The organism is Micromonospora kangleipakensis (genome assembly GCF_004217615.1).
Taxonomy (GTDB): domain Bacteria; phylum Actinomycetota; class Actinomycetes; order Mycobacteriales; family Micromonosporaceae; genus Micromonospora; species Micromonospora kangleipakensis.
The window spans coordinates 5173569-5198571 of record NZ_SHLD01000001.1 but is presented as its reverse complement, the minus strand read 5'-3'; the positions used below and the strand labels follow the sequence as shown (position 1 = coordinate 5198571).

Genomic DNA, 25003 nt, shown 5'->3' with positions numbered 1-25003 from the left:
TTGGCGGGTGGGCTTTCGTGAGTCACGAGCCGTGATGCGTGTTCCGCCCGGTCAGGGGTAGTCGGGCGGTTGGTGAGATGAGGTGGGGAGGGCTGGGTGAACTCGTACCCTGCGGTGGAGGCCCACGGCTTGATCGGCGACTTCCGGCCGCCGCGCTTGGGGGTCGCTGGCTGATGTGCGACGTGCCACCGCCATCCGGGCAAGGGTGGTTGTCAGGGGAAATCGTGGAGCTGAGGGTCCATGGGGTGGCGGGCGCCGGGGCCGGTCAGGTGCTCGGCTGCCGGGACGTTCGTCAGGTGGCCGGCGACCGCCGGGCCGGCTTCTACCGGCCCCGAGCGCAATCCCGGCACACCACCGGTGCCGGTGGGACGGTGCTGGAGGCGTACCAGTGGAGCGACCTGCCCTCGGGCACCGCGGCGCGGACGCTGTCCCTGGTGTTTCTACTGCCGTTCATGCTGAGCAACGTGACGTTCTGGATGCGCCCGGCGGGACGGGGCTTGCAGTCCGGCGTCACGGTGCTGAGCCGGCTCCTCGCGCTCACCCTGACGCTGGTCTACGCGCTGACGGCGGCTGGGGTCGCCCTCGACCTCCTGGCATGGAAGTGCATGGGCTCGTCCGGCTGTCTCGCCGGCCGTGGCTGGCTGTCCTGGCTGGGCGGCCGACCGGTCGGTCTGCGCCTGGCGCTGCTGGCCCTGGTGCCGTTCGCCGCGGTGGCACTGGTGTGGTTTCTCGGCGCACGACAGGCTCGCTCGTACGGAGCCTTCCGGTTGCCGACGGCAAAGCCGCAGGGTGACGACCTCACGGCGTTGGACCGGTGGGACGTCTCGCCGAGGGCGAAACGTCTTCACACGATCCACGTCGCCGCTGCTCTCGTCACGCTGGACGTCGTGCTGCTCGCCGCACGCGCCGCCGCCGGGACGTCCGTGACGGTGGTCGTGCTGTCCGCGCTCACCGGAGCGCTGCTGGCCACGTGTGTGGTGCTGCTCTGCGTCCCGCGCCTACTGGAGTCGGCTCCGATCGCCAGCACCAGGGATCGGATGCCTCTGGTGCTGCGCGCCGTAGCCGGCGGCCTGACGGTCGCGACGCTCGGGTACGTCGCCGTGGAACCGGTCCGCTGGCCGCGGTCGAACGGACTGCCCAGGTACGACGACATCGTCGCCATTGTGTTCGTCACCCAGACGGCGCTGCTCGTCGCGCTCGCCGTACTGGCGCTGTGGCGTCCTGGCGGCCGGGACCGCCGGCCGGCGCTTCTGCGCGGGTTGGGCGCGGCCGTCGTCGCCGCAGTCGCGGTGGGCCTGGCGGGGGCCCTTTCGGGCGAGGTGGTCTACCGTGCGGCGTCTCTGCTCAGCAGGCGGACTTTCATGCTGCGAACGGGGGACCTGGCGGTCCCAGTGCCGGCATACCGGTGGGCGATCCTGGCCTTCTTCCTGACCACAATCGCCGCCGTGGCGGCGGGCGCCATTATCATCCTGTCGACCCGCGCGGAGCGTCGGCGAACCGCAGCAGCCATCGTGGCCCGGGACTACCCGGCTCCCCCGCCAGAGGCGAAGGCCCGGGCCCGGCGAGTGGAGAAAGCGGTCATCCAGGCGTCTTTTACCGAACAGCTGGGCTCACTGGCCATCGCCTACGCGTGCCTGACCGTGATCGGGCTCGCGGCCAGCGCGCTAGCGCTGGCGGGCTTGGAGCCGAGCCCGCTGGCGCAGGACCTTCTCGGCGTGCCCAGCGAGGTGCAGAGCGTAGTGATGGCCATCGGCAGCTACCTGATCCTCGCCGTCGTCGTCGGGCTCCTGGTGGGCGGGCTGTTCGCCTCGCGGACGGCATGGTTTCGCCGCTACGTCGGAGTGCTGTGGGACCTCGGCACCTTCTGGCCCCGCGCGGCCCACCCGTTCGCGCCGCCCTGCTATACCGAGCGGGCGGTGCCCGAGCTGACGGATCGGATCTGCCAGCTGGCGCGACGCTACGACGGGGTGGTGCTCAGCGGACACAGCCAGGGGTCGGTCATATTGGCCGCAACCGTGCTGCGACTTCGCCCAGAGGTGCGGCGACGAGTCGCGCTGCTCACCTATGCCTCCCCCCTCAAGCGACTCTGCGCCGAGCTCTACCCGGAGTACCTCGGCGAGCCCGTGTTGCACGAAATCGGCCACCGGATCGGGTGGCGCTGGCTGAACCTGTGGAGCAACACCGACCCCATCGGCGGCTGGATCTTCTCCGGACAGCGACCCGGGGACCAGCCCGCGCTCCCCCCGCCCGCCGCGCTGGTGGACCGCCGCCTACGCGACCCCGACGACGTGCTGGCGCCACCTGGGGACAGCACCCCGCCGCCGATATGGGGGCACACACCATATGAATCGGACGATCGCTACGCCGCGGCAGTCCGCGAGCTGGCAGACCGGCTGCGAGCAGATTGGGAGCAGCGGGGTCCACAGAACTGCGCCGAACTGCATTGAACGACACCTAGACGAGTAAGTCCGAAGTCCTTCGGGTCTGTGCAGACAGGCGAAGGGTGTTGAAGATCAGTTTGTGACGACCGACCTCAACACCCTTCTGACCGCACTGTACGTGAAGATCGATGACTGGCTGGGACGGCCGCCCCGGGCCGGACGGCCACCGCGGTTGTCCGACGCTGAGCTGCTGACCCTGGCAGTGGCGCAGGTCCTGCTCGGGGTCCGTTCCGAGGCCCGCTGGCTGCGGTTCGTCCCCGGTCACCTACCTGGCGCGTTTCCGTACCTGCCGGGCCAGTCCGGGTACAACAAACGCCTCCGGGCCGCGCTGCCGCTACTCAAACGCGCCATCCGAGCCGTCGCCGAGGACACCGACCTGTGGACCGACGGCGCCTGGGTCGTCGACTCGACCCCGGTGGAGTGCGGCCGGTCCCGGCCGACGGTGAAACGCTCGGGCCTGGCCGGGTGGGCCGGCTACGGCTACTGCGCCTCGCACTCGAGGTTCTTCTGGGGCCTGCGCCTGCATCTGGTCTGCACCCCGTCCGGCCTGCCGATCACCTGGGCCCTGGCCAACCCGAAAATCGATGAACGGCAGGTGTTGACCGCGATCCTTGAAGACGACCCGGACCTGATCTCGCAACGTCCCGGGCTGCTGATCATCGCGGACAAGGGCTACGTGTCCGCCGAGTTGGACCGCTGGCTGGCTGAGCGCGGAGTCCGGATGCTCCGCCCGTCCTACCGCAACCGCACACCACGACCCGGCGAACACCTCCTGAAACCGATCCGGCAACTCATCGAGTCGGTCAACGACACGCTCAAGGGCCAACTCGACCTCGAACTACACGGCGGACGCAGCATCGAAGGCGTCGCCGTCCGCGTCGCGCAACGCCTCCTCGCGATGACCGCCGCAATCTGGCACAACCGCACCACCGGCCAAGCCGTCACCAGGTCCCTGATCGCCTACGACCACTAACCAAGGAGTTCGGACTTACTCGTCTAGACGAGTAAGTCCCAACCCGGGTCAGTTGTCGTCGGCGATTCCGTAGCGCTGGCGGGCCTCCTGAACGGTCTCGGGCTTGACCTCGCCGCGCCGGGCCAGGGCTGCGAGCGCAGCGACCACGACCGACTGCGGGTCAACCCCGAAGTGGCGACGGACGGCCTCGCGGGTGTCGGAGAGGCCGAAGCCGTCCGTGCCGATCGAGTGCCAGTCCTGCGGCACCCACTGGCTGATCTGGTCCGGGACCGCCCGCATCCAGTCGCTGACGGCGAGCACGGGGCCGGGGGCGCCGTCCAGCACCCGGGTGACGTAAGGGATCCGGTCCTCGCCCTTGAGCTGCAGCGCGTCACAGTCCAGAGCGTCGCGGCGCAGCTCGCTCCATGAGGTGGCGGACCACACGTCGGCCGCCACGCCCCAGTCGCTGGCGAGGAGCCGCTGGGCCTCCAGGGCCCAGTGAATGGCGGTGCCGGAGGCGAGGAGCTGCAGACGCGGGGCATCCGCCGCCAACTCCTGGGCATTGGCTTCCTGGAACCGGTAGAGGCCCTTGAGGATGCCCTCCTCGATGGCCGCGCCCGACGGCATGGGCGGCTGGACCTTCGCCTCGTTGTAGACCGTGAGGTAGTAGAAGACGTTTTCCGCGTCCGGCCCGTACATCCGGCGCAGACCGTCGCGGACGATCACGGCGACCTCGTATGCGAAGGCCGGATCGTAGGCGATCGCCGCAGGGTTGGTGGAGGCGATCAGGTGGGAATGGCCGTCCGCGTGTTGCAGGCCCTCGCCGGTCATTGTCGTACGGCCGGCGGTGGCACCGATGAGGAAGCCGCGGCCGAGCTGGTCGGCGAGCGCCCACATCTGGTCGGCCGTCCGCTGCCAGCCGAACATCGCGTAGAAGATGTAGAAGGGGATCATCGGCTCGCCGTGGGTGGCGTACGACGTGGCGGCGGCAGTGAAGTCGGCCATCGAACCGGCCTCGGTGATGCCCTCGTGGAGGATCTGGCCGTTCGTGGCTTCCTTGTAGTACAGGAGCATGTCGCGGTCGACCGGGTCGTAGGTCTGGCCGTGCGGCGAGTAGATCCCGGCGGTGGGGAAGAGCGACTCCATGCCGAAGGTACGCGCCTCATCCGGAACGATCGGCACCCAACGCTTGCCGGTCTCCTGATCCCGCATCAGATCCTTGACCAGGCGGACAAAGGCCATGGTTGTCGCGATCTCCTGACTACCGGACCCCTTGGCCAAGGTTTCGAAGGGCTTGGCGGGCGGCTCGGGCAGCACCACCGGGTGGACCGTGCGAGCCGGGGCGGGCCCGCCGAGCGCGGCCCGGCGCTCGTGGAGGTAACGGACCTCCGGCGAGTCGGTGCCGGGGTGGACGTACGGCACCAACTCATCGTTGAGCCTGCTGTCGGGGATGGGGAGTTCGAGGAGGTCGCGCAGCGCGCGGAACTCGTTGCCCGTCAGCTTCTTCATCTGGTGGTTGGCGTTGCGCGACGCGAAGCCGGGGCCGAGCGTGTAACCCTTGACCGTCTGGGCGAGGATCACGGTCGGCGCGCCCCGGTGCTCGACCGCGGCCCGATAGGCGGCGTACACCTTGCGAGGTTCATGGCCCGCCCGCGAGGCGTGGAAGCACTCGGCGATCTTCGCGTCGGTCAGCACCTTCGCCATCTCGACGAGCGCCGGGTCGGCGCCGAAGAAGTGATCGCGGATGTAGTCGACATCCCGGGCCGCGTACGTCTGGAACTGCCCGTCGGGGACTTCGCGCAGCCGGCGTACGAGCGCGCCCGTGGTGTCGAGCGCGAACAGGTCGTCCCAGGCCGAGCCCCAGAGCGACTTGACGACGTTCCAGCCCGCCGCGCGGAACTGGGCCTCCAGCTCCTGGACGATCTTGAAGTTGGAGCGCACCGGTCCATCGAGCCGCTGCAGGTTGCAGTTGATCACGAAGGTGAGATTGTCCAGGCCTTCGCGACCAGCGAGGGCGAGCGCGGCGGTCGACTCGGGCTCGTCCATCTCGCCGTCGCCGAGGAACGCCCACACCCGCGAGGCGGAGGTGTCCTTGATGCCACGGTGCTGCAGATAGCGGTTGAACCGCGCCTGGTAGATCGCCGACAGCGGGCCCAGGCCCATCGACACGGTTGGGAACTCCCAGAGCCACGGCAGCCGGCGCGGGTGCGGGTAGGAGGGGAGGCCATCGCCGCCCGCCTCCTGCCGGAACCGATCGAGGTGGCCCTCGGTGAGCCGTCCGTCCAGGAACGCGCGGGCGTAGATGCCGGGGGAGGCATGGCCCTGGATGTAGAGCTGGTCGCCGGAGCCGTCGGCCTCCTTACCGCGGAAGAAGTGCTGGAACCCGGTCTCGTAGAGCCACGCGGCGGAGGCGAAGGTGGCGATGTGGCCGCCCAGGCCATGGCGGCTGCCGCGGGTCACCATCGCGGCGGCGTTCCAGCGGTTCCAGGCGGTGATGCGCCGTTCCATCTCCTCGTCGCCGGGGAACTCCGGCTCGGCGGCGGTCGGGATGGTGTTGATGTATTCGGTCTCCAGCAGCTTCGGCAGCGCGAGGCCGGAGCCCTCGGCGTGTTCAAGAGTGCGGCGCAAGAGGTACGAGGCGCGGTGCGGCCCGGCTGCCGCGGTGACGGCGTCGAGAGAGGTGGCCCACTCGGCGGTCTCCTCGGGGTCGCGGTCCGGGATTTGATCGAGTGCGCTTGGCTGCTTTCGCCCGATGTCGGTCATGGTGGGCCGCCTTCCGACGGTTCCGGACCTCTCGTCCGCGGGGCGGGAGGTCGAGACGGTGAGACAGGGGACCTGCCGGCCGGGACAGCTCGGGGCCGAGGGGTCCAACGCCACTATAGATCTGATCGATGATCGATCAAAAGGCGCCGAGCAAGCTCTCCGCTGGCCACGAAAGTGGCGTCCCATGTCGCGAAATCAGACTCGGGGAGCACAACCGAGCACATGCTCCTTGACCAACTCGTCGACCCGGGGATCCCGTCGCCGAAAGGCCTCAACGATGGCCTCGTGCTCCTCCGCGTACGACTGCTGGCGGGTGCCCAGCCACCGGATGGAGAGCGTCGTCCACACCTCGATACCGAGCGACTCCCAGGTGTGCAGCAGCACGCTGTTCCCGGATGCGCGCACCAACTCCCGATGGAAGGCGACCGTATGACGCACCTGGGCCTCGGCGTCACCTTTGCGATCGGCCTCGTAGAGCGCGGCGACTTCGGGCTCCAGGACGGAGACGTCCTTGCCCAGCCGTGGCGCGGCAAGCGAAGCGGCGACCTGCTCGAGGCCCGCCCGCACGGGATAGATCTCCTCGAGATCGGCCGCGGAGAGATTGCGTACCCGTACGCCCTTGTTGGGTGCGGACTCGATCAGCCGCAGCACCTCCAATTCGCGCAGCGCCTCCCGGATGGGCGTCTGGCTGACCTCCAGCTCCACGGCAATCCGCCGTTCCACGATCCGCTCGCCCGGCTTCCAGCGCCCGCTGACAATCCCCTCGACGATGTACTCGCGGATCTGCCGAGGCAGCGAGCGGACGACGGGCGGGGCCATGGGCACTCCTCGGGAGATTGGTGGCTCCCTAGACAATACGGCGGCCAACCGGAGGGCCGAATCGACCCGCCACCCGGGCCAGCCGAAGAGGTCACTGGTTCGATCCCAGTATCGCCCATCGTAAGTATTTGCAGGTAGGGAGTCCGTTGCCGGAGGTGCCGGTAACGGGCTCCCGGATCGTCACAACTTGCGGGACGAGCCAAGATGCGCGCGGAGCGTTGCGGCGACCTCGCCTGCCGCGGCGAGTTGATCCGGCGTGAGTGCGTCGACGAAGAGTTCGCGGACGGCGCGCAGATGCGGGACCGTCGCACCCCGGAATGCCTCAGCGCCGGTCGGGGTGAGCACGACCTCGGCCCCCCGGTTGTCGGCGGCGTACTCCTCGCGGCGGATGAGTGCGCGCCGCTCCATGCGGCCGAGGTGATGGGAGAGACGGCTGCGCTCCCAGCCGATGCCCGCCGCGAGCTCGGAGGAGCGCATCCGCCGCCCCTCGGCCTCGCTGAGGGCGAGCAGCACCGCGTAGTCGCCGGGCGACAGCGAGGACTCGCGCTGCAGGCGTGATGTGAGCTCGGACCTGAGTGTCTCCGCCGTCTCGATGAAGTCGCGCCAGATCCGCAGCTGCTCGGCGGTCGGCAACTGGCGCCCTCTCCGCCGCTGCGGTGTGTCCTCCGTCATGCGTCCTCCAATTGACGTGTCAATCATACCGTGGGCATAATTGACACGTCAATCAGTCTGGCGATCCCGGGGCGGCGCGCCGCACTGCCCGAGATCGGAGCAGGAGGAGACCATGAGCGCCGAAGGCTTCGAACTGGGACTCAACACATTCGGCGAAGTAGCCACCGACGGCGACCGTGTCCTGAGCGACGCCGAGACCGTCCGGCTGATCGTCGAGGAGGCGCAGCTTGCCGAATCGGTCGGCCTCGACCTGTTCAGCGTGGGCGAGCACTACCGCGAGGGCTTCACCGACTCGGCGACGCCCGTGCTGCTCGCGGCGATCGCGACGGCCACCGAGCGCATCCGGCTCGGCACCTCGGTCACGGTGCTCAGCACGAACGACCCCGTCCGGCTCTACCACGAATTCTCGACCCTCGACGCGGTGTCGAACGGCCGCGCACAGCTCATCCTCGGGCGCGCCTCGGCGACCGAGTCGTTCCCGCTGTTCGGCTACGACCTGGCCGACTACGAGCAGTTGTTCGAGGACAAGCTCGACCTGTTCATGCGGCTCCAGTGGGAGGACTCGGTCACCTGGTCAGGCACCGTCCGTAGCCCGCTGATCAAGCAGCGCCTGCACCCACGGATGCAGCCGGGTGGCATCCCGACCTGGATCGGCGTGGGCGGCAGCCCGAGCTCCGTGGTCCGTGCCGCCCGCTACGGACTTCCGCTCATGCTCGCGATCATCGGCGGGCGCCCGCAACGGTTCGCCGGCCACGTCGACCTCTACCACCGCGCGCTCGAACAGTACGGGCACGCCCCGAAGCCGATCGGACAGCACTCACTCGGCCTCGTCGCCGACACCGACGAGGAGGCTGCGGAGACCTGGTGGCGCTACTGGCAACCGGTCGTGACGCAACTCGCCCGCGAACGCGGCTTCTACAAGCCGACCCGCGAACGCTACGAGGCCGAGATCGACCGCGGGGCACTGTTCGTAGGGTCTCCCGAGACAGTCGCCCAGAAGATCGCCACGATGGCCCGCGACCTGCGACTCAGCCGCTTCGACCTCAAGTACGACGTCATGCACCTACCCCGGCGGGCCCGCGCCCGCAGCATCGAACTGCTCGGCCGCGAGGTCGCCCCGCGGGTGCGGGAACTGCTCACCAAGGAGCCCACCCATGTCTGAAATCCTGTTCGGCCTCGACACCTTTGGCGATGTCCCGGAGGACGACTCCGGCAGACCGATCTCCTACGCCGCCGCGATCCGGCAGGTCGTCGACGAGGCGGTGCTGGCGGACGAACTCGGCGTCGACGCCATCGCCGTTGGCGAGCACCATCGACCGGAGTACTCGGTGTCGACCCCGGAGACCGTGCTCGCCGGCATCGCCACGCGCACCTCGCGCATCCGCCTCGGCTCCGGCGTGACCGTGCTGAGCTCGGACGACCCGGTACGGGTGTTCCAACGCTTCGCCACGGTCGACGCATTGGCACACGGCCGCGCCGAGGTCATCCTCGGACGCGGCTCGTTCACCGAGTCGTTCCCGCTGTTCGGCTACGACCTGGCCGACTACGACGCGCTGTTCGAGGAGAAGCTCGACCTCTTCGTGAAGCTGCTCGACGAGCAGCCGGTCACCTGGAGCGGCACCATGCGCGCCCCGCTCGAGCAGGCCGACGTCTTCCCGAAGACCGAGTCGGGACGCCTCGGCACCTGGGTGGGCGTCGGCGGTTCGCCGCAGTCGGTCGTGCGCACCGCACGCCACGGCCTGCCGCTCATGCTCGCCATCATCGGCGGCCCGCCCGAGCGCTTCGCGCCCTACCTCGACCTGTACCGGCGAGCCGCGGACCAGTTCGGCACGACCGCGCATCCGGTCGGAATGCACTCGCCGGGCTTCATCGCCGACACCGACGAGGAAGCCAAGGAGGTGTTCTGGCCGCACTACCGGGTCATCCGGGACCGGATCGGCGCCCTGCGCGGCTGGCCGCCGATCCGCCGGGCCGAGTTCGACGCCGATATCGACCACGGATCCCTCTACATCGGCTCACCGGAGACCGTCGCCCGCAAGATCGCCCGCACGGTCAACGCCCTCGGCGTCGGCCGGTTCGATCTCATCTACACCGCGGGCGCACAGCCGGTATCCGCCCGGCTGCGGGCCGTCGAGCTCTACGGCGCGAAGGTGATCCCCATGGTCCGCGACATCCTCGCCAACTGATCCCAGATACGCGAACACGAACGGAACAGACATGAACGACACCGCCCAGAACGGCCCCCGAACCCTCGGCATCCTCGGTGCCGGCAAGCTGGGAACCGTTCTCGCCAGGCTCGCCCTGGCCGCCGGTTACCGTGTGCTCATCGCCGGCTCCGGCGACCCCGCCAGAATTGCGCTCACCGTCGAGGTGCTCACTCCCGGCGCGGTCGCCACCACCGCCGTCGACGCCGCGGCCCGCGCCGACATCGTCATCCTCGCCCTGCCACTCGGCAAGTACCGCAGCATCCCCGCAGACGCGCTGCGCGGCAAGCTCGTCGTCGACGCCATGAACTACTGGTGGGAAGTCGACGGCATCCGAGACGACCTCACCGACCCGCGCACGTCCTCGAGCGAGATCGTCCAGGCGTTCCTTCCCGGCGCCCGTGTCGTCAAGGCGTTCAACCACGTGGGCTACCACGACATCGAGGACAAGGCCCGCACCGCAGGCGTTGCCGCACGCACGGCCGTCGCGATCGCCGGCGACGACCCCGCCGATCTCGCCGCCGTCGCCTCCCTCGTGGACGCACTCGGCTTCGCCCCGGTCATCGCCGGCCCCCTCGCCGAAGGCATACGCTTCGAACCAGGCACCGAGCTCTTCGGCGCCGACGTAGACGCTGACGAGGTCCGAGCCAGACTCGACCGCTTCCCGGAATCGGAGCGTGGGCGGATCGTCGCCCGCGCGCGTGCCAAGACGCCGGGACTGAAGACGAACGGCTCTGGCACGAAGGCGGTGGTGAGCACGTCCTGAGTGGTGTGTCGAGTGCGGCAGCCTGCCACCGGGACCGGTCGAACCAGGCACGACCTCAGCCTCAGTCCGCCCTGCCAGCTCGGTGCCGACGGTTCGGCAGGTGGTTCGGGGGGCGGATTGGGAGCAGCGGGCTGCACTAAAACGGCCGTCAACCGCACCCAACGGCACCCAACTGCACTCAACGGCACCGCCCCTACCTGCCGTCCCGCTTGCCATGGCTGGCCTCGCTGGGCGAAGAACACGCCGTCACGCAGCAGCGGTGCGATCTGCTGGTGGTAGGCCATCTCCGCGCCCTGGTCCCAGGTGAGGGTGAGTCGCGCCGCCTCCGGAAGCTCCGCCAGCACGGCGAGCAGGCACTTTTCTCCGAGCGCTCAGAAGCCTGACGCCTGGCGGAGTGTGATGACGGGAACAGCCCCCACAGGCAGTTGACCCAGGTCGGTGATGCGTGGAGGACCATGTACGCACGCTCCGGGTGCACGCGGCGGGGCCGAACAACCAGGGAGGCGGACAGTGAGTGACGTGGACATGACCGTCATCCGGAACAATCCGGAAATGAAGAGGTACGAGGTTCTGGGCGACGGCACTCTCGCCGGCTTCGCCGACTACCGCCTCGTCGGCGACCGTGTGGTGTTCACTCACACCGAGGTGGACGTCGCCTACAAGGGGCGCGGACTGGGCTCGCGGCTGGTCGGGGAGGCGCTGGACGATGTGCGACGGCAGGGCCGATTCGCCACCCCGCTCTGCCCGTTCATCGTCTCCTACATCCGCCGCCATGCCGAGTATGCCGACCTGGTCCGGCACCCGTGACCGAGCCGGCCACGCACGACCCCTTCGATGACGGGAAGCGGTATTCCGGCCCGGAGATCCTGGTCAGCTACGACGCTCGCCGGTGCCGGCACGCCCGCGAGTGTGTCCGGGGTCTACCGAAGGTGTTCGACGTCGGACGACGCCCATGGATCCTGCCCGGGGCCGCACCGGGAGACGAGGTCGCGACCGTCATCAGGCGGTGCCCGACCGGGGCCTTGCAGTATCGCCCGACGACCGGTGCCGACACCGAGCAACCTGATCCGGTGACGACCGTACGAGCGGTGCCCGGTGGCCCCCTCCTCTTGCGGGGCGACCTGCGGGTGTGGACGGATCAACCCGGCGTCGGTGTCGGGATGCGCCGCGAGACCCGGATGGCCGCCTGCGCCTGCGGCGCCACCGGGCTCGCCCCGTACTGCGACGGATCGTGTGGTGTCGAGCTCTAGTCAGCTCCCTGGCGGTCACCCGGCGGCGGAGTGTGGTTCGCACGCCGCGCAACGATTCCCTGGCAGGGATGTTCTCGTAGACTCGCCGATTCGACAGTGCCAGGTCGACGTCGACCAGGTCGCCGTTGCCCATCCGCCCGAACGAGCGAGTTCGGCGTAGGCATCGGCACGCCGGGCGACCGGTCAGGACGAAGGGAGGTCGGAAACTCCTGACGTCTGAGCGGCGCCGCACGATGTCGAGCATCTCGTCCACCGCGCCGGCCGGGTCGGTGACCGGGAACTGCACCGCGCGCACCACCGCGTCCGGCCCGACCAGCAGGGTGAGCCGCTTGAAGCGGTCCACGCCGCCGGCCCGGAAGGTGGGCAGGAGCAGCCCGGCGGCGAGCCGGCCGACCTGGTCGGACAGGAGCGGGTACGGCAGCCGGGCGTGCCCGGCGAAGGCGCGCAACTGGTCGGGACGCTGGGTGCTCACGCCGCGCACCTCGGCGCCAGCGGCGCGGAACAGCTCAGGCCGGTCGGCGTACGGGCCGGACTCCAGGGTGCACCCGACGGCGCCGGGGATGTCCTCCCAGCCCGGCGGGTGGCCCTGCGCGGGGGCGAAGGCCCCGGGGAAGAGGTAGAGCACGCGCCCGACGACCGCCGCGTGCCACTGCCCGGGAGCGCCCCTGATCCAGCGCGCTTTCTGCGCCCGAGGGGCAAGGGGCTACGGAAGTCCGGCGGGCGGCTGCCGAACCGCCAGATAATGCGGGTGTCAGCCTGCGGTTTATCCCCAGGGGGCGGCCGGCTGGCTGATCGAAATGCCGTCGGGAAGGAGCAGCAGTCGGATGAGCACGATGCACGCCGTGAGAGCTCACACCAGGGGCGGCCCGGAGCAACTCGTGTACGAGGAGGTGCCGCGGCCCGAGCCGGGGCCCGGTGAGGTGTTGGTGGCCGTGAAGGCTGCTTCCATGACGCCCCGCGAGCTCACCTGGCCGGAAACCTGGACGCACAGCTCGGACGGGACAGGACCCGAGCGCACGCCGATCATCCCGTCGCACGAGTTCTCCGGAGTCGTCGCGGCGTCCGGGGCGGGGGTGGAGAGCCCCGCCGTGGGGGAGGCCGTCTACGGGTTGATCCCTTTCACCCGCGATGGCGCGGCCGCCGAGTACGTCGCCCTGCCCGCGGCCGTCGTGGCGGGCAAACCCGCCACCGTTGACCATGACCACGCCGCAGCGCTCCCACTGGCTGCGCTGAGCGCCTGGCAGGCACTCGTGGACCACGCCGACCTCCAAGCCGGCCAGCACGTGCTGGTGCAGGGCGGCGCCGGCGGAGTGGGGAGCTACGTGGTGCAGCTCGCGGCCGGTCTCGGTGCTCGCGTGAGCGCTACGGCGGCGGCGGCCGACCTGGAATTCGTCAAGGGTCTGGGTGCCGAGCAGGCCATTGACTATGCGCACGACCGCTTCGAGGATCACGTCCGCGACGTGGATGTCGTCGTTGATCTTGTCGGAGGAGCGACGCAGTCGCGGTCCTGGTCGGTTCTGAAGCCGGGCGGCATTCTGGTCACCCTCTCCGCGCCTCCCGACCAGCAGGAGGCAGCCCGGCACGGCGTCCGCGGGGTGTACTTCATCGTCGAGCCCGACCAGAACGCGTTGCGTTCCATCGCCGAGCTCGTCGATGACGGTCGGTTGAGGCCGGTGCTGGACCGCGTGCTGCCCCTCACTGAGACGCGCTCAGGTTACGAGGCGCTCGAGACGGGCAAACGCCGCGGTAAGATCGTCATCCACGTCGCCGACTAGTGCCTCGTCACGCAGCCTTGATCGGGTAATCGGGATGGCGGATCTTGGAGCCGATGGCGAATCCTGACTTCGGCTGTGCGCGGTGCATCGGATGGACGCTCGGCTCCTACCCCCACTCCCGGCGCACCGGAGGCTGCTCGGGCTCCTCGTGCGGGGGATCCGTTTCTGCCGTCTCGACCTGGTCCGCCGGCGCGACTCGGGCGGGCAGCTCGCCGAACCTGACGTGCCGCAGGACTTCGAACTCCTCGTCCGTTGACCGGTCGGTGTGCCCTCGATCCTCACCCATCGCCGACCTCCCTCGTCGGGTTCCATTGTCCCCGCTGAGGCAATATTCGGTCACCGCAGGGTTCGATCAGCGAGGAGGCAGCGAGACGCCTCCCTGGGTCTCGCTGCGCTCCGTCAGCCCGCAACTGCTCCTGTCGCACCAGCGGCTGTCCCCCTCCGGGACTCTCGAACGCGAGGCAGGAGGAGCGGACGAATTGTCGTCCACTGTTTCTCCGCGATCTCGGTGATGCCGTCCGGCATCTGGCACGGCCGACCGGCCGACCGCGCTTGAACCCCGCGCCGCACCTCCGGCCGCACCGGAGGTGCGGCGCGCGGGACGTTCAGCGACCTGTGGCCGGGTCGCGTCGCAGCGGGAGCCAGGCCAGCACGTCCTGGATCTTCGCGTCCCAGTACGCCCAGTCGTGGGCGCCGGGGGAGAAGTCCACGGCGAGCGGCACCCCGCGCCGCCGGGCCGTCTCGACGAAGCGGGTGTTGTCCTCGTACAGGAAGTCCTCGGTGCCGCAGGCGACGTAGAGCGCGGGCAGGTCGTCGCCGGCGCGCTCCAGCAGCGCGACCGTGTCGTCGTCGGTGCCGGGCACCGGCCGGTCGCCCCAGACGGTGTGCCAGACCGCCGGGTCCACCGGGCTGGTGGGGTGCTCCCGTCGGGTGGCCACGTTGAGCGCGCCGGAGAGGCTGGCCGCCGCCGCGAACCGGCCCGGGTCGCGCAGCGCCCACTTCACCGCCCCGTAGCCGCCCATCGACAGCCCGGCGACGAAGGTATCCTCCCGACGCTCCGAGAGCCGGAAGAACGAGCGGCAGACCTCGGGCAGTTCGGCGCTGAGAAAGGTCCAGTACCGGTTGCCGTGCTCCTCGTCGGTGTAGAAGCTGCGGCTCCCGTTCGGCATCACCACGGCCAGCCCGAGCGGCGCGACGTACCGCTCGATCGCGGTGCGACGCAGCCAGATGGTGTGGTCGTCGGTCAGGCCGTGCAGCAGGTAGAGCACGGGCGGGTCGCCGACGATGGCGCTGCCCGCCATGCCGATCTGCGATGAGGCGCGTTCCGGCAGGATGACCAGCATCGACGTGTTCACGTCGAGCGCCTCGGAGAAGAAGTCGCAGTGCACCAGCGCCATGGCGCCCGATGCTACGCGACACGGCGGCCACGCCATTGCCGCGTGCGTCCAGCAGGCTGACGGCCCCGAGCAGCCACCCGCCGGTGAGGGCCCGGCGCAGCACGTCCGCGGTGGAGGTGTGGGCGCGCCGCAGCCGGGCGGCGATGTCGGTGGCGTCGCCGAAGCGGGCCACGGCGAGCCGTTCGGCTTCGGCCGGATCGGCCCCCTCGGCGACGGCCTGCGCCGCCGCGCTGCGCAGGTGGTCCTCGGCCTCCACCATGGTCCGCCGCCCGGCGGCGCCGGTGCCGGCCAGCCGGTCGAAGAGCCGGTCGAGGTACGCGCGTCGATCGGAGCGTCGCTCATGCCGGTGCTCGCTGGGCCGGTGTGAGGATCGCGGCGACGCCGCGGACGAGGGCCTGCCATTCGGACTGCTTCGCCGCCAGCGCCGCGCGGCCCTGCTCGGTCAGCTCGTAGCACCGGCGACGGCGGCCGGTGTCGTCGTTCCACGCGCTGGCCACCAGGCCGGCGCGTTCCAGCCGGTGCAGCGCGGGGTTGATAGCTGTTGCACGTTGTTTCATCTTCTATCAATGTCCTTATAGGATAGTCGCGTGAGGTTGGGCGTGTGGGCGGCACGCAACGGTGTGCATTACCAGACCGCTTGGCGGTGGGCTAGGGACGGCAAGATGCCCGTGCCAGTGGTGCGTACCGCTACCGGGACTTGGCTAGTGCAGGAGCCTGACGCCCCTGCGGCTGGCCGGGTGGTGGCGTACTGCCGGGTGTCCTCGTCTGACCAGAAGCCTGACCTGGATCGGCAGGTTGCCCGGGTGGTCGCGGGAGCGACCAGGGTCGGGCTTGCGGTGGGTGAAGTCGTCACGGAGGTCGGCTCCGGACTGAACGGCCGGCGTCGCAAACTCGCCCGTGTCCTCGCCGATCCCGAAGCGGCGGTGATCGTGGTCGAGCACCGCGATCGCCTGGCCCGCTTCGGTGTGGAGCACCTGGAGGCCGCCCTGGCCGCCTCGGGCCGTCGCCTGATCATCCTCGATGCACAGGAGGCCGGCGATGATCTGGTGCGGGACATGACCGAGGTGCTGACCTCGATGTGCGCCCGCCTGTACGGGCGCCGGTCGGCCCGACACCGGGCCGACGCCGCACTGCGCGCCGCAGCGGAGGCCGAGTGAAGAAGTTCCAGCCGCAGCCGGGCTTCGTGGTGCAGGCGTACCGGTTCGCTCTGGACCCCAACGCCGCGCAGGAGCAGGCGCTGCGCTCGCACTGCGGCGCAGCCCGCGCGGCCTACAACTGGGCGGTGGGCTGGGTGTCGGCGTCGTGGTGGCAGCGCCGCGCCGAAGAGTCCTACGGGCTCGCCGGGCCGGAGTTGACCGAGTGGCGGCCGTGGTCGCTGCCAGCCCTGCGTAAGGCGTTCAATCAGGTCAAGCGCACCGATCCGCGGTTTGCCGACTGGTGGGAGGAGAACTCCAAGGAGGCCTACAACACCGGCCTCGCCAACGCCGCCGCGGCGTTTGACAACTACGCCAAGTCCAAGCGTGGGCAGCGCAAGGGCGGGCGGGTGGGTATGCCCCGCCGGAAGTCGAAACACAAGGCGCGCTTGGCCTGCCGATTCACCACCGGCACGATCCGCGTGGAGCCGGACCGCCGTCATGTCACCCTGCCCAGACTGGGCACGATCCGCACCCACGAATCCACACGCAAGCTTGAGCGCCGTATCGCGGGCGGCAGCGCCCGCATCCTCTGCGCCACTGTGAGGTTCGAGCGCGGGCGCTGGTTCGTCTCCTTCCAAGTCGAGGTCGAACGCGCCGAGCGCACCCCGGCCCGCCCGGACGTCGCGGTCGGGGTGGACCTGGGCGTGAAATGCCTCGCCGTCCTCGCCGACGGTCAAGGCGAGATCCACCACGTGCCCAACCCGGCGCACTACGACACCGCCCTGAAGGCCCTCAAACGCCTGTCGCGGCGGGTTTCCCACCGCCAAGGGCCAGACCGGCGCACCGGCCAGACGCCCTCGAAACGGTGGCTGCAAGCCAACGCGGAACGTAACCGGGTACACCACCAGGTGGCGAACCTGCGTACCGACGCGCTGCACAAAATCACCACAGCGATCAGCGCCGAGTACGGCACGGTGGTGGTCGAAGACCTGAACGTCGCCGGGATGCTCCGCAATCGGCGCCTGGCAAGGAAGATCGCCGACGCCGGATTCGGAGAGATCCGGCGACAACTGACCTACAAGACCGGCTGGAACGGTGGACAGGTCCAAGTCGCCGACCGCTGGTTCCCTTCCTCGAAGACCTGCTGCGGGTGCGGCGCGGTGAAAGCCAAACTGCCGCTGCACGCGCGCACTTTCTGCTGCGATGAATGCGGCCTGGTGATGGACCGGGACGCTAACGCCGCCTGCAACCTCGCCGCCCTTGCGGCGGCCAGCACCACCGGTACCGGAGTGGCCGGAGACCGGGGCGCGAAAGCGCCGAAGCCTCGTGGAGCCGACCAGAAGACCCGCGTCACCCTCCCCAGCCGAATGGCCGGGGCGGGGCGGGCAGGTGGCGCAACCCTGCCACGACAGCGGCAGGCGGAAGCGAGAGACCGTCATCAGGACACCGCGACCCTCACGTTGCGGTGACACCGTTACGGACCTTCCATGCGGAAAACGCACGGATTGCTGAGACCTGACGACGGGATCAGCAACGGTAGACGGTGCCCTCCGGCAGGTCGAAGGTGCCCTCGGAGCGGTCCCGGAGGGCCTGGATCAGGGCGTAGCCGTGCGTCGGTCCGGTGCCGCAGTGCGGCCAGGACCAGCAGGTCCAGGTGCCCACGCAGGTCCATGCTCATGCCAAGGAACGCGAAGCCTAGCGATTGTGGGCGTCAAGGGGATTCGCCCCGATGGCGGTCGGAACCGACGGTTCCTATTGCCCTCGTCGTCTAGGGGGGACAGGATGACCAGGCGCGCACTGGAAACCTCCGCGTAACCTGCGCGCTGCTGGTCTCTGTCACGAGGAAGTGGGAGTCAGTCATGAGCGACGTGTCGACGGCGCTGGGTGTGCGCCTCTATCCCGACCTGGTCGAACGGGGCGGGCTCGCGTCCGGGCTCACCGAGACAGCTGCCCAGCACCAGCTCGACGTCGGCCGGGTCTCCGCTCCCGAGCAGGGCCGCAGCCGCTTCACCTGTGCCGAGCTGACCTCCGAGCGGGGCACCGTCTGCGTCGGACTGGGCTCCCAGGCGCGCTACTTCATGATCGACATCAGGGTGGCGGGGGAGGTCCAGGCCCGGGGCGACACCACCGACCTGGTGCAGGTCGCCCAGGTGGCCGCCGCCTGGCGGGCCGGCGCGACCCTCGACGACCTCACCACGCGCTTCCCTTTCATGGAGCGGGTGACGGTCCGCCCGGCGGTCGCTCAGGTTTAGTAGCGGACACGACGGGCCGGCACCCCAGCCAGCGACCGGCGCGCCGTGGAAGGTCGTACCCCGGTCGTAGCGTGCCGTCAGGAGCGCCGACGACGAAGGGACCGATCATGCTGCGAGGACTCGCCACCGTCAACTTCTGGGCCGACGACCTGCCGGCCGCCCGGGCCTGGTACGCGGACCTGCTCGCCCTCGAGCCCTACTTCGAACGGTCCGGCCCGGACGGGAGCCCCGCCTACTACGAGTTCCGCCTCGGCGACCACCAGGACGAGTTGGGCCTGATCGACCGCCGCTTCGCGCCGCCGGGCGCGGCCGACCGGCCGGGCGGGGCGGTCGTCTACTGGCACGTCGACGACGTGGCCGCGGTCTTCGACCACCTGCTGGCCGCCGGGGCCGTGGTGCACGACCCGCCGCGCGAGCGGGGTCCCGGCTTCGTCACCGCCTCGGTCGTCGACCCGTTCGGCAACGTGCTCGGCGTGATGACCAACCCGCATCACGTCGAGACGCACGGCCTGACGAAATAGCGACGACAGTCGACGCGGCCCTCCGCTAGCGTCCGGCTGTCGACAGGTCAGCCGGACGGGGGAGATGGATGAGGCGTCGTCGGTCGCCGCAGGAGAAGAAGGCGTTGAGCTACGCCCTCGACTGCCGCAACGACTACGGCGGGAACGACAAGGCTTCCCGCCTCGCCATCCCCCGCAACAAGCGGTTCCCGCGCCGCGCCAACCGGCACCACGACCACCAGCGGCTGGCCGGTCTCACCGGCGCGCCGGACCCCGCGATCGACGAGGTCGTCGAGGTGCGCCTGCGGGGCCGCCGCCCGAAGTCCTGGCGAAAGTTGCCGGACCTGCCGCTCGGCCGCCACGTCGAACGCCGCCGTCACGCATGAGCGACCAGGGCAGCGCCTCCACCGTCGCCCTCACCACCCGGCTGCGGCTGCACCGGCGCGAGTGGCGCCACGCCGGCCGGACGTACCAGGTGATCAGCCTGCGTCCGACCGACCCGGTCCGGTACGCCGTCCGGGTGGAGCGCCACTACACCGTGGTCAGCTCGGACCTGGCCGGCGCCCGGCTGCTCGGCCGGCTGCTCTGGGGCCTGGCGTACCAGCGCCGGCCGGACACCCTGCTCGTGCTGGAGCCCGGCCGGCTGGTGCCGGACGTCGAGGAAGGGCGGCCCAGCCCACCCGTGGTCTTCTCGGTGGCCGCCCGGACCGTGCTCACCCCGGTGGTGGCCCGGCGGCTGCGCGCCGCCCACCTCTGGCGGTCCCGGCCGACCGGCACCGTCACCTGGAACACCGTGGGGTTCCCTGCGGCGCTGGCCGACCTCCAGCGCTGGTACGCCGACCGTCGCGCCGGTGTCCCGCTGCCGGACGGGTACGTCCCGACGTGGCCGACGCCCCACCTGCACGCGGACGCCTCCGTGGTGACCCTCTCGGCCGCACCCGGGTTGCTGCGCCAGTGGGCGACCACGGTCGGCCGGGCGGGCGGCTGGTGGTACGGGGACGAGTCGTGCACCGAACCGGACTGGGGGGTCGGCTTCGACGTGCACGCGGTCCGGCACTTCCACCGCCGGGTGTCGGCGGCCCGCCGGGCCCGGGCCGAGGTGCTCGCCGCCCCGGGCCTGCCGACCGAACCCGACCTCGTCGCCGAGCGAGTTCGCGCCCACATCGAGGTGGTGGCCGCCCGCCGGCCGGGGCCCTGGGACTTCGCCCCACCGCCCCGGCCGGACTGAACGGCCGCCCCGGCCCACCCCGCAAGAGTTAATCGGTTGCCGGCCCGCGGGCCGGCTGCTGCAATCCGAGTAAGCCCGAGCAGAGGAGCCAGGCAATGCGCGCAGCGTCCGTGTCCAACCAGAAGGGAATCGCCACCTACCCAGAGGACATGACGCTGCGTGAAGACGTTGAACTTGGGAATCCTGGCACATGTCGACGCCGGTAAGACGAGCCTGACGGAGCGGCTGCTGCACAGCGCCGGCGTCATCGACGAGCTCGGCAGCGTCGACGACGGCAGCACCCGCACCGACACGATGGTGCTGGAACGGCAGCGCGGCATCACGATCCGCTCCGCCGTGGTCTCCTTCGTCGTCGACGGGGTCACCGTCAACCTGATCGACACCCCCGGCCACCCCGACTTCATCGCCGAGGTCGAACGGGTGCTCGGCGTGCTCGACGGCGCGGTGCTGGTCGTCTCCGCGGTCGAGGGCGTCCAGGCCCAGACCCGGGTGTTGATGCGGACGCTCCAGCGGCTGGGCATCCCCGTGCTGATCTTCGTGAACAAGGTCGACCGGGCCGGCGCCGACCCGGAGCGGGTGCTGCGCCAGATCGCCGAGAAGCTGACCCCGGCCGTCATCGCCACCGGACGGGTCGACGCGCCCGGCACCGCGGCCGCCCGCTGCCTCCCCGTTGACCCCGGCGACCCGGAGCACGTCGCGCGCCTCGTCGACCTGCTCGCCGCATACGACGACGCGCTGCTCGCCGCGTACGTCGAGGACGAGCGCGCGGTGACCGGGCGTCGGCTCCGCCGGGCGCTCGCCGCGCAGACCGGGCGGGCGCGGGTGCATCCGGTCTTCGCCGGCTCGGCGATCACCGGGGCCGGCGTCGAGGCGCTCATCGCCGGTCTCGTCGAGCTGCTGCCGGCGGCCGACGGCGACGGGGACGCCCCGCTGCGCGGCACGGTCTTCAAGGTCGAGCGCGGGCCGGCCGGCGAGAAGATCGCGTACGCCCGGATCTTTACCGGCACCCTGCGGGTCCGCGACCGGGTCGCGTTCCGGGCGGATGCGGCGGCCAAGGTCACCGCGATCAGCGTCTTCGAGGCCGGTGGCGTCGTGCCGGCCCCGTCGGTGGGCGCCGGCCGGATCGCCCGGCTGTGGGGCCTGGCCGACGTCCGCGTCGGCGACTTCCTCGGTGCGCCGCCCGACCGGCCGGCCGGCCGCCACCATTTCTCCCCGCCGACCCTGGAGACGGTGGTGGCGCCGTGCCGCGCCGCCGACCGGGCGGCCCTGCACTCGGCGCTCGCCCAGCTCGCCGAGCAGGACCCGCTGATCAACCTGCGGCAGGACGACATCCGGCAGGAGATCGCCGTCTCGCTCTACGGCGAGGTGCAGAAGGAGGTCATCCAGGCCACCCTCGCCGACGAGTACGGCGTGCCGGTCGACTTCCGGGAGACCACCACCGTCTGCGTGGAACGTCCGGTCGGGGCCGGCGCCGCCGTGGAGTGGATCGGCAGGGAGCCGAACCCCTTCCTCGGCACCATCGGGCTGCGGATCGAACCGGGCCCCATCGACAGCGGGGTGGAGTTCCGCCTCGGCATCGAACTCGGCTCGATGCCGCTGGCGTTCCTCAAGGCCATCGAGGAGACCGTCCGGGAGACCCTGCGGCAGGGCCTGCGCGGCTGGTCGATGATCGACTGCGTGGTCACCCTGACCCACGGCGGGTACTGGGCCCGGCAGAGCCACTCGCACGGGGTGTTCGACAAGAGCATGTCCAGCACGGCCGGGGACTTCCGCAACCTGACCCCGCTGGTCCTGATGGCCGCCCTCACCCGGGCCGGCACCCGGGTGCACGAGCCGATCCACCGGTTCCGTCTGGACGTGCCGACGGATCTCTTCGGCGCGGTGCTGCCGGTGCTGGCCGGGCTCGGCGCGGTGCCCCGCGACTCCACGGTGCGCGGCTCGTCGTACCTGGTGGAGGGGGAGGTGCCGGCCGGCCGGGTGCACGCGCTGGAGCAGCGCCTGCCGTCGCTGACCCGGGGCGAGGGGATGCTGGAGTCGGAGTTCGACCACTACCGGCCGGTGCGCGGGCCGGCGCCGGGCCGGCCCCGCTGGGACCACAACCCGCTCAACCGCAAGGACTACCTGCTGGCGGTGGCGCGCCGGGTCACCGGAGCGACCCCGGACCGGTGACCGCCGTGCGCCGGTCCGGGCGCCCCGGCGGTCACCGGCCGGTGGTCTCCGGCGGGGTCCGCCCCCGGTCCGCGGCGGTGCCGGCGACGACCGGACCGGGCGGCGTCGGGGGCTCGGCGGTGACCAGCGGGCGCAACGCGGTGCGACCCGTCGCGGTGACCAGCCGGGTGGTGAACGGGCGGGCGAGCAGCACGACGAGGACCGCGACCACCGCGCCGAGGAGCAGGCCGGCGAGGACGTCGTGCGGGTAGTGCGCGGCGATGTACACCCGGGAGAAGCCCATCACCAGCGCGGCGACCGCGGTGACCAGGCCGAGTCGTCGGGACACGAACCACAGCGCGGCGGCCGCCGCGCCCGCCATCACCGAATGGTCGGAGGGGAACGAGAAGTCGGTGCTGCGGGTGGCGAGCACGAGGATGCCCGGGTGGCTGGTGTACGGGCGGGCCTCGTGGAACGCCGACACGAACGGCTGGTTCGCGGCCACCGCCAGCAGGGTCGCCACCGGGGCCAGGACGGCCGCCGCCACCCGGGCCGGCTCGTTCGTGCGCCGGGCGTACCACCAGGCCGCCAGCATGAGGGCGGCGAAGAGCACCGCGCCGTACGCGGCGTAGCCGGTCCCCGCGGCATGCAGCCAGGGGGTGGCCACCGCGAACCGGTTGACCTCGTCGAACAGTCCGACGTCCATCGCGCTCCCGTCGCCGAGTAACACCTACAATGTTTGTAGTCAGAGGGTACTACTACAAGATTTGTAGTTACTGGGGGACGGGTGGAGAGCAGACGCCGCCGGCACGGCGACCTGGAACACGAGATCCTGGCGGTGCTCGCGGCCGCCGACGCGCCGCTCACCCCGGCGACGGTCCGGGAGCGCCTCGACGCCGGGCTCGCCTACAACACCGTCACCACGGTGCTGGGCCGCCTGCACGACAAGGGACGCGTCACCCGCCACCCGGCGGGCCGCGCCTACGCCTACCAGGCGGTACGCGACCGCGCCCAGGTGACCGCGCACCAGATGCGCCGGCTGCTCGACGACGACGACAGCGACCGGTCGGCCGTCCTCACCCGCTTCGTCGGCTCGCTCACGCCCGAGGACGAGGCGCTGCTGGTCTCCCTGCTCCAACGGACCGAGCCGGACTCATGATCATCGCCCTGGGTGTGGTGCTGACCTCCGTCGCGGCCTACGCCTGCTGCGGGCCATGGCTGAGCCGTACCCTCCGACCCGCCCTCGCCGTGCGGCTCCTCGCGCCGACCGGCCTCCTCGTCACCGCGGCGCTCTGGTTCGCCGCCGCGGTCGCCGCCGCCACCTGGATCGGCCAGGACGCCGAGATCGCCGCGGTCGGCGCCTGGTCGGCCCAGGCGCTGCGGTCGCAGGCCCCCGTGCCCTGGCCGGTCTCGGCCGCCGCCCTGCTCGCCCTCGCCGCCGCGGCAACCCGCACCGCCGTCTTCCTGGTCCGCCGGGTCCGGGCGATGCGTGCCGCGCACCGCGACTGCGGCCGACTGGGCGAACCCGGCTCCCTGGTGGTGCTCGACATCGACACACCCGACGCCTTCACCACTCCCGAGGCCACCGGCCGCATCGTGGTCACCCGCGGCATGCTGCGCGCCCTCGCCCCCGACGAACGCGCCGCCCTGCTCGCCCACGAGGCCTCCCACCTGTCCCACCGGCATGCCTGGTGGACCACCGCCGTCGATCTGGCCGCCGCGGCCAACCCGGCGCTCGCCCCCACCGCCCGGACGCTGCGCAACGCCGTCGAACGGTGGGCCGACGAGGACGCCGCCGCCCGACTGGGGGACCGGCGGCTGGTCGCCCGCGCCCTGGCCCGGGCCGCCCTGGCCCGGCGGCGCCACCCCGGCGACCTGCTGCCCGCCGCGACCGGGGGCGACGTCCCGGACCGGGTGCGGGCCCTGCTCGACCCGCCCGTCCCGCGACGCGGCCCGGCCGTCGCCGTGCTCGCCCTGGTCCTCGCCGCGCTGACCCTGGGCGCCGCGACCGTCCAGCACCAGGGCGAACGCGTCTTCGAACGCGCGGAGCACGCTCACTCGCAGCGGGGGTAGCGGGCCCGTACCGCGTCCACGCAGGTGTCCCGGGAGGTCGGCCCACCGAAGCGGAGCCGGTCGTACCCGGTGAACGCCGGCTCCAACGCGTCCAGCTCGTCGACCAGCGCGTGCAGCCGCGCCGACCAGGCCGCCGACCCGGCGTCCGGCTCGTCCAACGCGGACCGGATCGCCGCCGTCAGCTCGTCCTTCCGCTTGATGGATTCCGGGGTGACCGAACGCAGGCAGACGTACCGGCCGCTGAGGTAGGCGTCCCACTCGGCCGCGCCGGTCGCCGGGTCGGCCCAGTGCGCGGTGAACCAGGCCGCCAGGCGCTCCGGGCCGCCCGCTCGCTCGGCCAGCGCGAACAGGTCCGCCGGAACCATCTCCGCGTCGTCCGAGCGCAGGTAGCCCGGCAGCGGCAGCCGCCGGTCCAGCATCAACCGGCGTACGTCGTCCGGGTCCCGACCGGTCGCCGCGCACAGCTCCGCCAGGACCACGAACTGCTTGCTGACGTACGCGTCGTCCGCCGCCGTCATCGAATGGTCCCCGTTGACCTCGCGGAACCGCTCGGCCAGCCGCTTCCTCAGCTCCACGCGCTTTCCCTCCGGTCAACGGACCGGCCTCCGCGCGGTCGTCACCGGCACG

Annotated in this window: 26 protein-coding genes and 4 pseudogenes; 18 read left to right on the top strand and 12 right to left on the bottom strand. The window is 71.1% G+C overall.

Annotated features, from left to right (window positions below; all coding sequences use genetic code 11):
- The first annotated feature begins 296 nt into the window (after positions 1-296).
- Together EV384_RS25030 and EV384_RS25025 are read left to right on the top strand one after the other, a co-directional pair.
- On the top strand, positions 297-2447 hold the full coding sequence (locus EV384_RS25030; RefSeq protein WP_242624276.1) for a hypothetical protein: 2151 nt from the start codon (positions 297-299) through the stop codon (positions 2445-2447).
- 73 nt (positions 2448-2520) lie between these two features.
- Positions 2521-3414 (top strand): IS982 family transposase, encoded by an 894-nt coding sequence (locus EV384_RS25025; RefSeq protein WP_130330970.1) that lies wholly within the window; start codon positions 2521-2523, stop codon positions 3412-3414.
- A gap of 48 nt (positions 3415-3462) precedes the next feature.
- Here the strand turns inward: EV384_RS25025 and aceE are convergent, their stop codons facing one another.
- The 3 genes from aceE to EV384_RS25010 all read right to left on the bottom strand — a co-directional run bounded on the left by aceE (position 3463) and on the right by EV384_RS25010 (position 7647).
- Complete coding sequence (gene aceE / locus EV384_RS25020; protein ID WP_130340803.1) at positions 3463-6156, bottom strand: pyruvate dehydrogenase (acetyl-transferring), homodimeric type; 2694 nt, start codon at positions 6154-6156, stop codon at positions 3463-3465.
- Positions 6157-6351: 195 nt separating this feature from the next.
- Complete coding sequence (locus tag EV384_RS25015; protein WP_130337018.1) at positions 6352-6975, bottom strand: GntR family transcriptional regulator; 624 nt, start codon at positions 6973-6975, stop codon at positions 6352-6354.
- Positions 6976-7155: 180 nt separating this feature from the next.
- The gene (locus tag EV384_RS25010; protein ID WP_130337016.1) at positions 7156-7647 is read right to left on the bottom strand and encodes a MarR family winged helix-turn-helix transcriptional regulator; all 492 of its coding nucleotides are present in this window, start codon (positions 7645-7647) and stop codon (positions 7156-7158) included.
- 112 nt (positions 7648-7759) lie between these two features.
- Here EV384_RS25010 and EV384_RS25005 point away from each other — a divergent pair, with 112 nt between their 5' ends.
- The 3 genes from EV384_RS25005 to EV384_RS24995 are packed head-to-tail and all read left to right on the top strand — an operon-like array spanning position 7760 to position 10617.
- On the top strand, positions 7760-8809 hold the full coding sequence (locus EV384_RS25005; protein WP_130337014.1) for an LLM class flavin-dependent oxidoreductase: 1050 nt from the start codon (positions 7760-7762) through the stop codon (positions 8807-8809).
- On the top strand, positions 8802-9833 hold the full coding sequence (locus EV384_RS25000; protein ID WP_130337013.1) for an LLM class flavin-dependent oxidoreductase: 1032 nt from the start codon (positions 8802-8804) through the stop codon (positions 9831-9833). Before EV384_RS25005 ends, EV384_RS25000 begins: the two co-directional genes overlap by 8 nt.
- A gap of 31 nt (positions 9834-9864) precedes the next feature.
- Positions 9865-10617 (top strand): NADPH-dependent F420 reductase, encoded by a 753-nt coding sequence (locus EV384_RS24995; protein WP_130337011.1) that lies wholly within the window; start codon positions 9865-9867, stop codon positions 10615-10617.
- Positions 10618-10820: 203 nt separating this feature from the next.
- Here EV384_RS24995 and EV384_RS37390 read toward each other — a convergent pair.
- A pseudogene (locus tag EV384_RS37390) lies at positions 10821-10970 on the bottom strand (IS30 family transposase); the annotation flags it as partial.
- 157 nt (positions 10971-11127) lie between these two features.
- Here EV384_RS37390 and EV384_RS24985 point away from each other — a divergent pair.
- The 3 genes and pseudogenes from EV384_RS24985 (at position 11128) to EV384_RS36395 (ending at position 11867) form a co-directional block, all read left to right on the top strand.
- A complete protein-coding gene (locus tag EV384_RS24985) occupies positions 11128-11424 on the top strand; it encodes a GNAT family N-acetyltransferase (RefSeq protein WP_130337009.1) in 297 nt (98 codons plus the stop codon).
- Positions 11421-11639: pseudogene (locus EV384_RS36400) on the top strand ((4Fe-4S)-binding protein); the annotation flags it as partial. The gene EV384_RS24985 and the pseudogene EV384_RS36400, both read left to right, overlap by 4 nt.
- Positions 11640-11687: 48 nt before the next feature.
- Complete coding sequence (locus EV384_RS36395) at positions 11688-11867, top strand: CDGSH iron-sulfur domain-containing protein (protein ID WP_242624572.1); 180 nt, start codon at positions 11688-11690, stop codon at positions 11865-11867.
- A gap of 349 nt (positions 11868-12216) precedes the next feature.
- On the opposite strand, the pseudogene EV384_RS36390 reads toward EV384_RS36395, so the two are convergent.
- Positions 12217-12492, bottom strand: a pseudogene (locus tag EV384_RS36390) (redoxin domain-containing protein); the annotation flags it as partial.
- A 199-nt stretch (positions 12493-12691) separates the two neighbouring features.
- Here EV384_RS36390 and EV384_RS24970 point away from each other — a divergent pair.
- Complete coding sequence (locus tag EV384_RS24970) at positions 12692-13642, top strand: NADP-dependent oxidoreductase (RefSeq protein ID WP_207232457.1); 951 nt, start codon at positions 12692-12694, stop codon at positions 13640-13642.
- A gap of 106 nt (positions 13643-13748) precedes the next feature.
- Here the strand turns inward: EV384_RS24970 and EV384_RS24965 are convergent, their stop codons facing one another.
- The 4 genes and pseudogenes from EV384_RS24965 to EV384_RS24950 form a co-directional block, all read right to left on the bottom strand.
- The gene (locus tag EV384_RS24965) at positions 13749-13928 is read right to left on the bottom strand and encodes a hypothetical protein (RefSeq protein ID WP_130337005.1); all 180 of its coding nucleotides are present in this window, start codon (positions 13926-13928) and stop codon (positions 13749-13751) included.
- A 319-nt stretch (positions 13929-14247) separates the two neighbouring features.
- On the bottom strand, positions 14248-15039 hold the full coding sequence (locus tag EV384_RS24960; RefSeq protein ID WP_130337003.1) for an alpha/beta hydrolase: 792 nt from the start codon (positions 15037-15039) through the stop codon (positions 14248-14250).
- Positions 15040-15226: 187 nt separating this feature from the next.
- Positions 15227-15298 (bottom strand): annotated as a pseudogene (locus EV384_RS37385) (hypothetical protein); the annotation flags it as partial.
- 79 nt (positions 15299-15377) lie between these two features.
- On the bottom strand, positions 15378-15596 hold the full coding sequence (locus tag EV384_RS24950; RefSeq protein ID WP_130336999.1) for a PadR family transcriptional regulator: 219 nt from the start codon (positions 15594-15596) through the stop codon (positions 15378-15380).
- Between the two features lie 30 nt (positions 15597-15626).
- On the opposite strand from EV384_RS24950, the gene EV384_RS24945 reads away from it, so the two are divergent.
- Positions 15627-16196, top strand: coding sequence for an IS607 family transposase (locus EV384_RS24945; protein WP_130336997.1), 570 nt, complete (start codon positions 15627-15629; stop codon positions 16194-16196).
- Positions 16193-17644, top strand: coding sequence for an IS607 family element RNA-guided endonuclease TnpB (tnpB, locus tag EV384_RS24940; protein ID WP_130336995.1), 1452 nt, complete (start codon positions 16193-16195; stop codon positions 17642-17644). Before EV384_RS24945 ends, tnpB begins: the two co-directional genes overlap by 4 nt.
- Positions 17645-17702: 58 nt before the next feature.
- Here the strand turns inward: tnpB and EV384_RS24935 are convergent, their stop codons facing one another.
- Positions 17703-17837, bottom strand: a complete 135-nt coding sequence (locus EV384_RS24935; protein ID WP_242624275.1) for a PadR family transcriptional regulator — start codon at positions 17835-17837, stop codon at positions 17703-17705.
- 197 nt (positions 17838-18034) lie between these two features.
- Here EV384_RS24935 and EV384_RS24930 point away from each other — a divergent pair, with 197 nt between their 5' ends.
- The 5 genes from EV384_RS24930 to EV384_RS24910 all read left to right on the top strand — a co-directional run bounded on the left by EV384_RS24930 (position 18035) and on the right by EV384_RS24910 (position 22324).
- Positions 18035-18427, top strand: coding sequence for a hypothetical protein (locus EV384_RS24930; protein WP_130336993.1), 393 nt, complete (start codon positions 18035-18037; stop codon positions 18425-18427).
- 107 nt (positions 18428-18534) lie between these two features.
- Positions 18535-18948, top strand: a complete 414-nt coding sequence (locus EV384_RS24925) for a VOC family protein (RefSeq protein WP_130336991.1) — start codon at positions 18535-18537, stop codon at positions 18946-18948.
- A 68-nt stretch (positions 18949-19016) separates the two neighbouring features.
- Positions 19017-19313: a hypothetical protein gene (locus EV384_RS24920; RefSeq protein ID WP_130336989.1), complete on the top strand. Its 297-nt coding sequence runs from the start codon at positions 19017-19019 to the stop codon at positions 19311-19313.
- Entirely contained in the window at positions 19310-20155 is an 846-nt protein-coding gene (locus tag EV384_RS24915; RefSeq protein ID WP_130336987.1) for a hypothetical protein, read from the top strand. Before EV384_RS24920 ends, EV384_RS24915 begins: the two co-directional genes overlap by 4 nt.
- Positions 20156-20314: 159 nt before the next feature.
- Complete coding sequence (locus EV384_RS24910) at positions 20315-22324, top strand: elongation factor G (protein WP_130336985.1); 2010 nt, start codon at positions 20315-20317, stop codon at positions 22322-22324.
- 31 nt (positions 22325-22355) lie between these two features.
- Here EV384_RS24910 and EV384_RS24905 read toward each other — a convergent pair whose 3' ends face one another.
- The gene (locus EV384_RS24905; RefSeq protein ID WP_130336983.1) at positions 22356-23009 is read right to left on the bottom strand and encodes a phosphatase PAP2 family protein; all 654 of its coding nucleotides are present in this window, start codon (positions 23007-23009) and stop codon (positions 22356-22358) included.
- Between the two features lie 81 nt (positions 23010-23090).
- Here EV384_RS24905 and EV384_RS24900 point away from each other — a divergent pair, with 81 nt between their 5' ends.
- Positions 23091-23462, top strand: a complete 372-nt coding sequence (locus EV384_RS24900; RefSeq protein ID WP_130336982.1) for a BlaI/MecI/CopY family transcriptional regulator — start codon at positions 23091-23093, stop codon at positions 23460-23462.
- Positions 23459-24376: a M56 family metallopeptidase gene (locus tag EV384_RS24895; protein WP_130336980.1), complete on the top strand. Its 918-nt coding sequence runs from the start codon at positions 23459-23461 to the stop codon at positions 24374-24376. Before EV384_RS24900 ends, EV384_RS24895 begins: the two co-directional genes overlap by 4 nt.
- Here the strand turns inward: EV384_RS24895 and EV384_RS24890 are convergent.
- On the bottom strand, positions 24358-24951 hold the full coding sequence (locus tag EV384_RS24890; RefSeq protein WP_130336978.1) for a DUF6058 family natural product biosynthesis protein: 594 nt from the start codon (positions 24949-24951) through the stop codon (positions 24358-24360). The two genes, EV384_RS24895 and EV384_RS24890, sit on opposite strands and share 19 nt — an antisense overlap.
- Between the last annotated feature and the right edge of the window lie 52 nt (positions 24952-25003).

Excerpts from the sequence above, each read along its gene's own strand:
- EV384_RS24970 (WP_207232457.1), top strand. The coding sequence starts at position 12,692 with ATGAGCACGATGCACGCCGTGAGAGCTCACACCAGGGGCGGCCCGGAG.
- EV384_RS24915 (WP_130336987.1), top strand. The coding sequence starts at position 19,310 with ATGAGCGACCAGGGCAGCGCCTCCACCGTCGCCCTCACCACCCGGCTG.
- aceE (WP_130340803.1), bottom strand. The coding sequence starts at position 6,156 with ATGACCGACATCGGGCGAAAGCAGCCAAGCGCACTCGATCAAATCCCG.
- EV384_RS24930 (WP_130336993.1), top strand. The coding sequence starts at position 18,035 with ATGAGCGACGTGTCGACGGCGCTGGGTGTGCGCCTCTATCCCGACCTG.
- EV384_RS24905 (WP_130336983.1), bottom strand. The coding sequence starts at position 23,009 with ATGGACGTCGGACTGTTCGACGAGGTCAACCGGTTCGCGGTGGCCACC.
- EV384_RS24895 (WP_130336980.1), top strand. The coding sequence starts at position 23,459 with ATGATCATCGCCCTGGGTGTGGTGCTGACCTCCGTCGCGGCCTACGCC.
- EV384_RS24960 (WP_130337003.1), bottom strand. The coding sequence starts at position 15,039 with ATGGCGCTGGTGCACTGCGACTTCTTCTCCGAGGCGCTCGACGTGAAC.
- EV384_RS25000 (WP_130337013.1), top strand. The coding sequence starts at position 8,802 with ATGTCTGAAATCCTGTTCGGCCTCGACACCTTTGGCGATGTCCCGGAG.
- EV384_RS24965 (WP_130337005.1), bottom strand. The coding sequence starts at position 13,928 with ATGGGTGAGGATCGAGGGCACACCGACCGGTCAACGGACGAGGAGTTC.
- EV384_RS25015 (WP_130337018.1), bottom strand. The coding sequence starts at position 6,975 with ATGGCCCCGCCCGTCGTCCGCTCGCTGCCTCGGCAGATCCGCGAGTAC.
- EV384_RS24995 (WP_130337011.1), top strand. The coding sequence starts at position 9,865 with ATGAACGACACCGCCCAGAACGGCCCCCGAACCCTCGGCATCCTCGGT.
- EV384_RS25010 (WP_130337016.1), bottom strand. The coding sequence starts at position 7,647 with ATGACGGAGGACACACCGCAGCGGCGGAGAGGGCGCCAGTTGCCGACC.
- EV384_RS24920 (WP_130336989.1), top strand. The coding sequence starts at position 19,017 with ATGAGGCGTCGTCGGTCGCCGCAGGAGAAGAAGGCGTTGAGCTACGCC.
- EV384_RS24925 (WP_130336991.1), top strand. The coding sequence starts at position 18,535 with ATGCTGCGAGGACTCGCCACCGTCAACTTCTGGGCCGACGACCTGCCG.
- EV384_RS24950 (WP_130336999.1), bottom strand. The coding sequence starts at position 15,596 with ATGAAACAACGTGCAACAGCTATCAACCCCGCGCTGCACCGGCTGGAA.
- EV384_RS25005 (WP_130337014.1), top strand. The coding sequence starts at position 7,760 with ATGAGCGCCGAAGGCTTCGAACTGGGACTCAACACATTCGGCGAAGTA.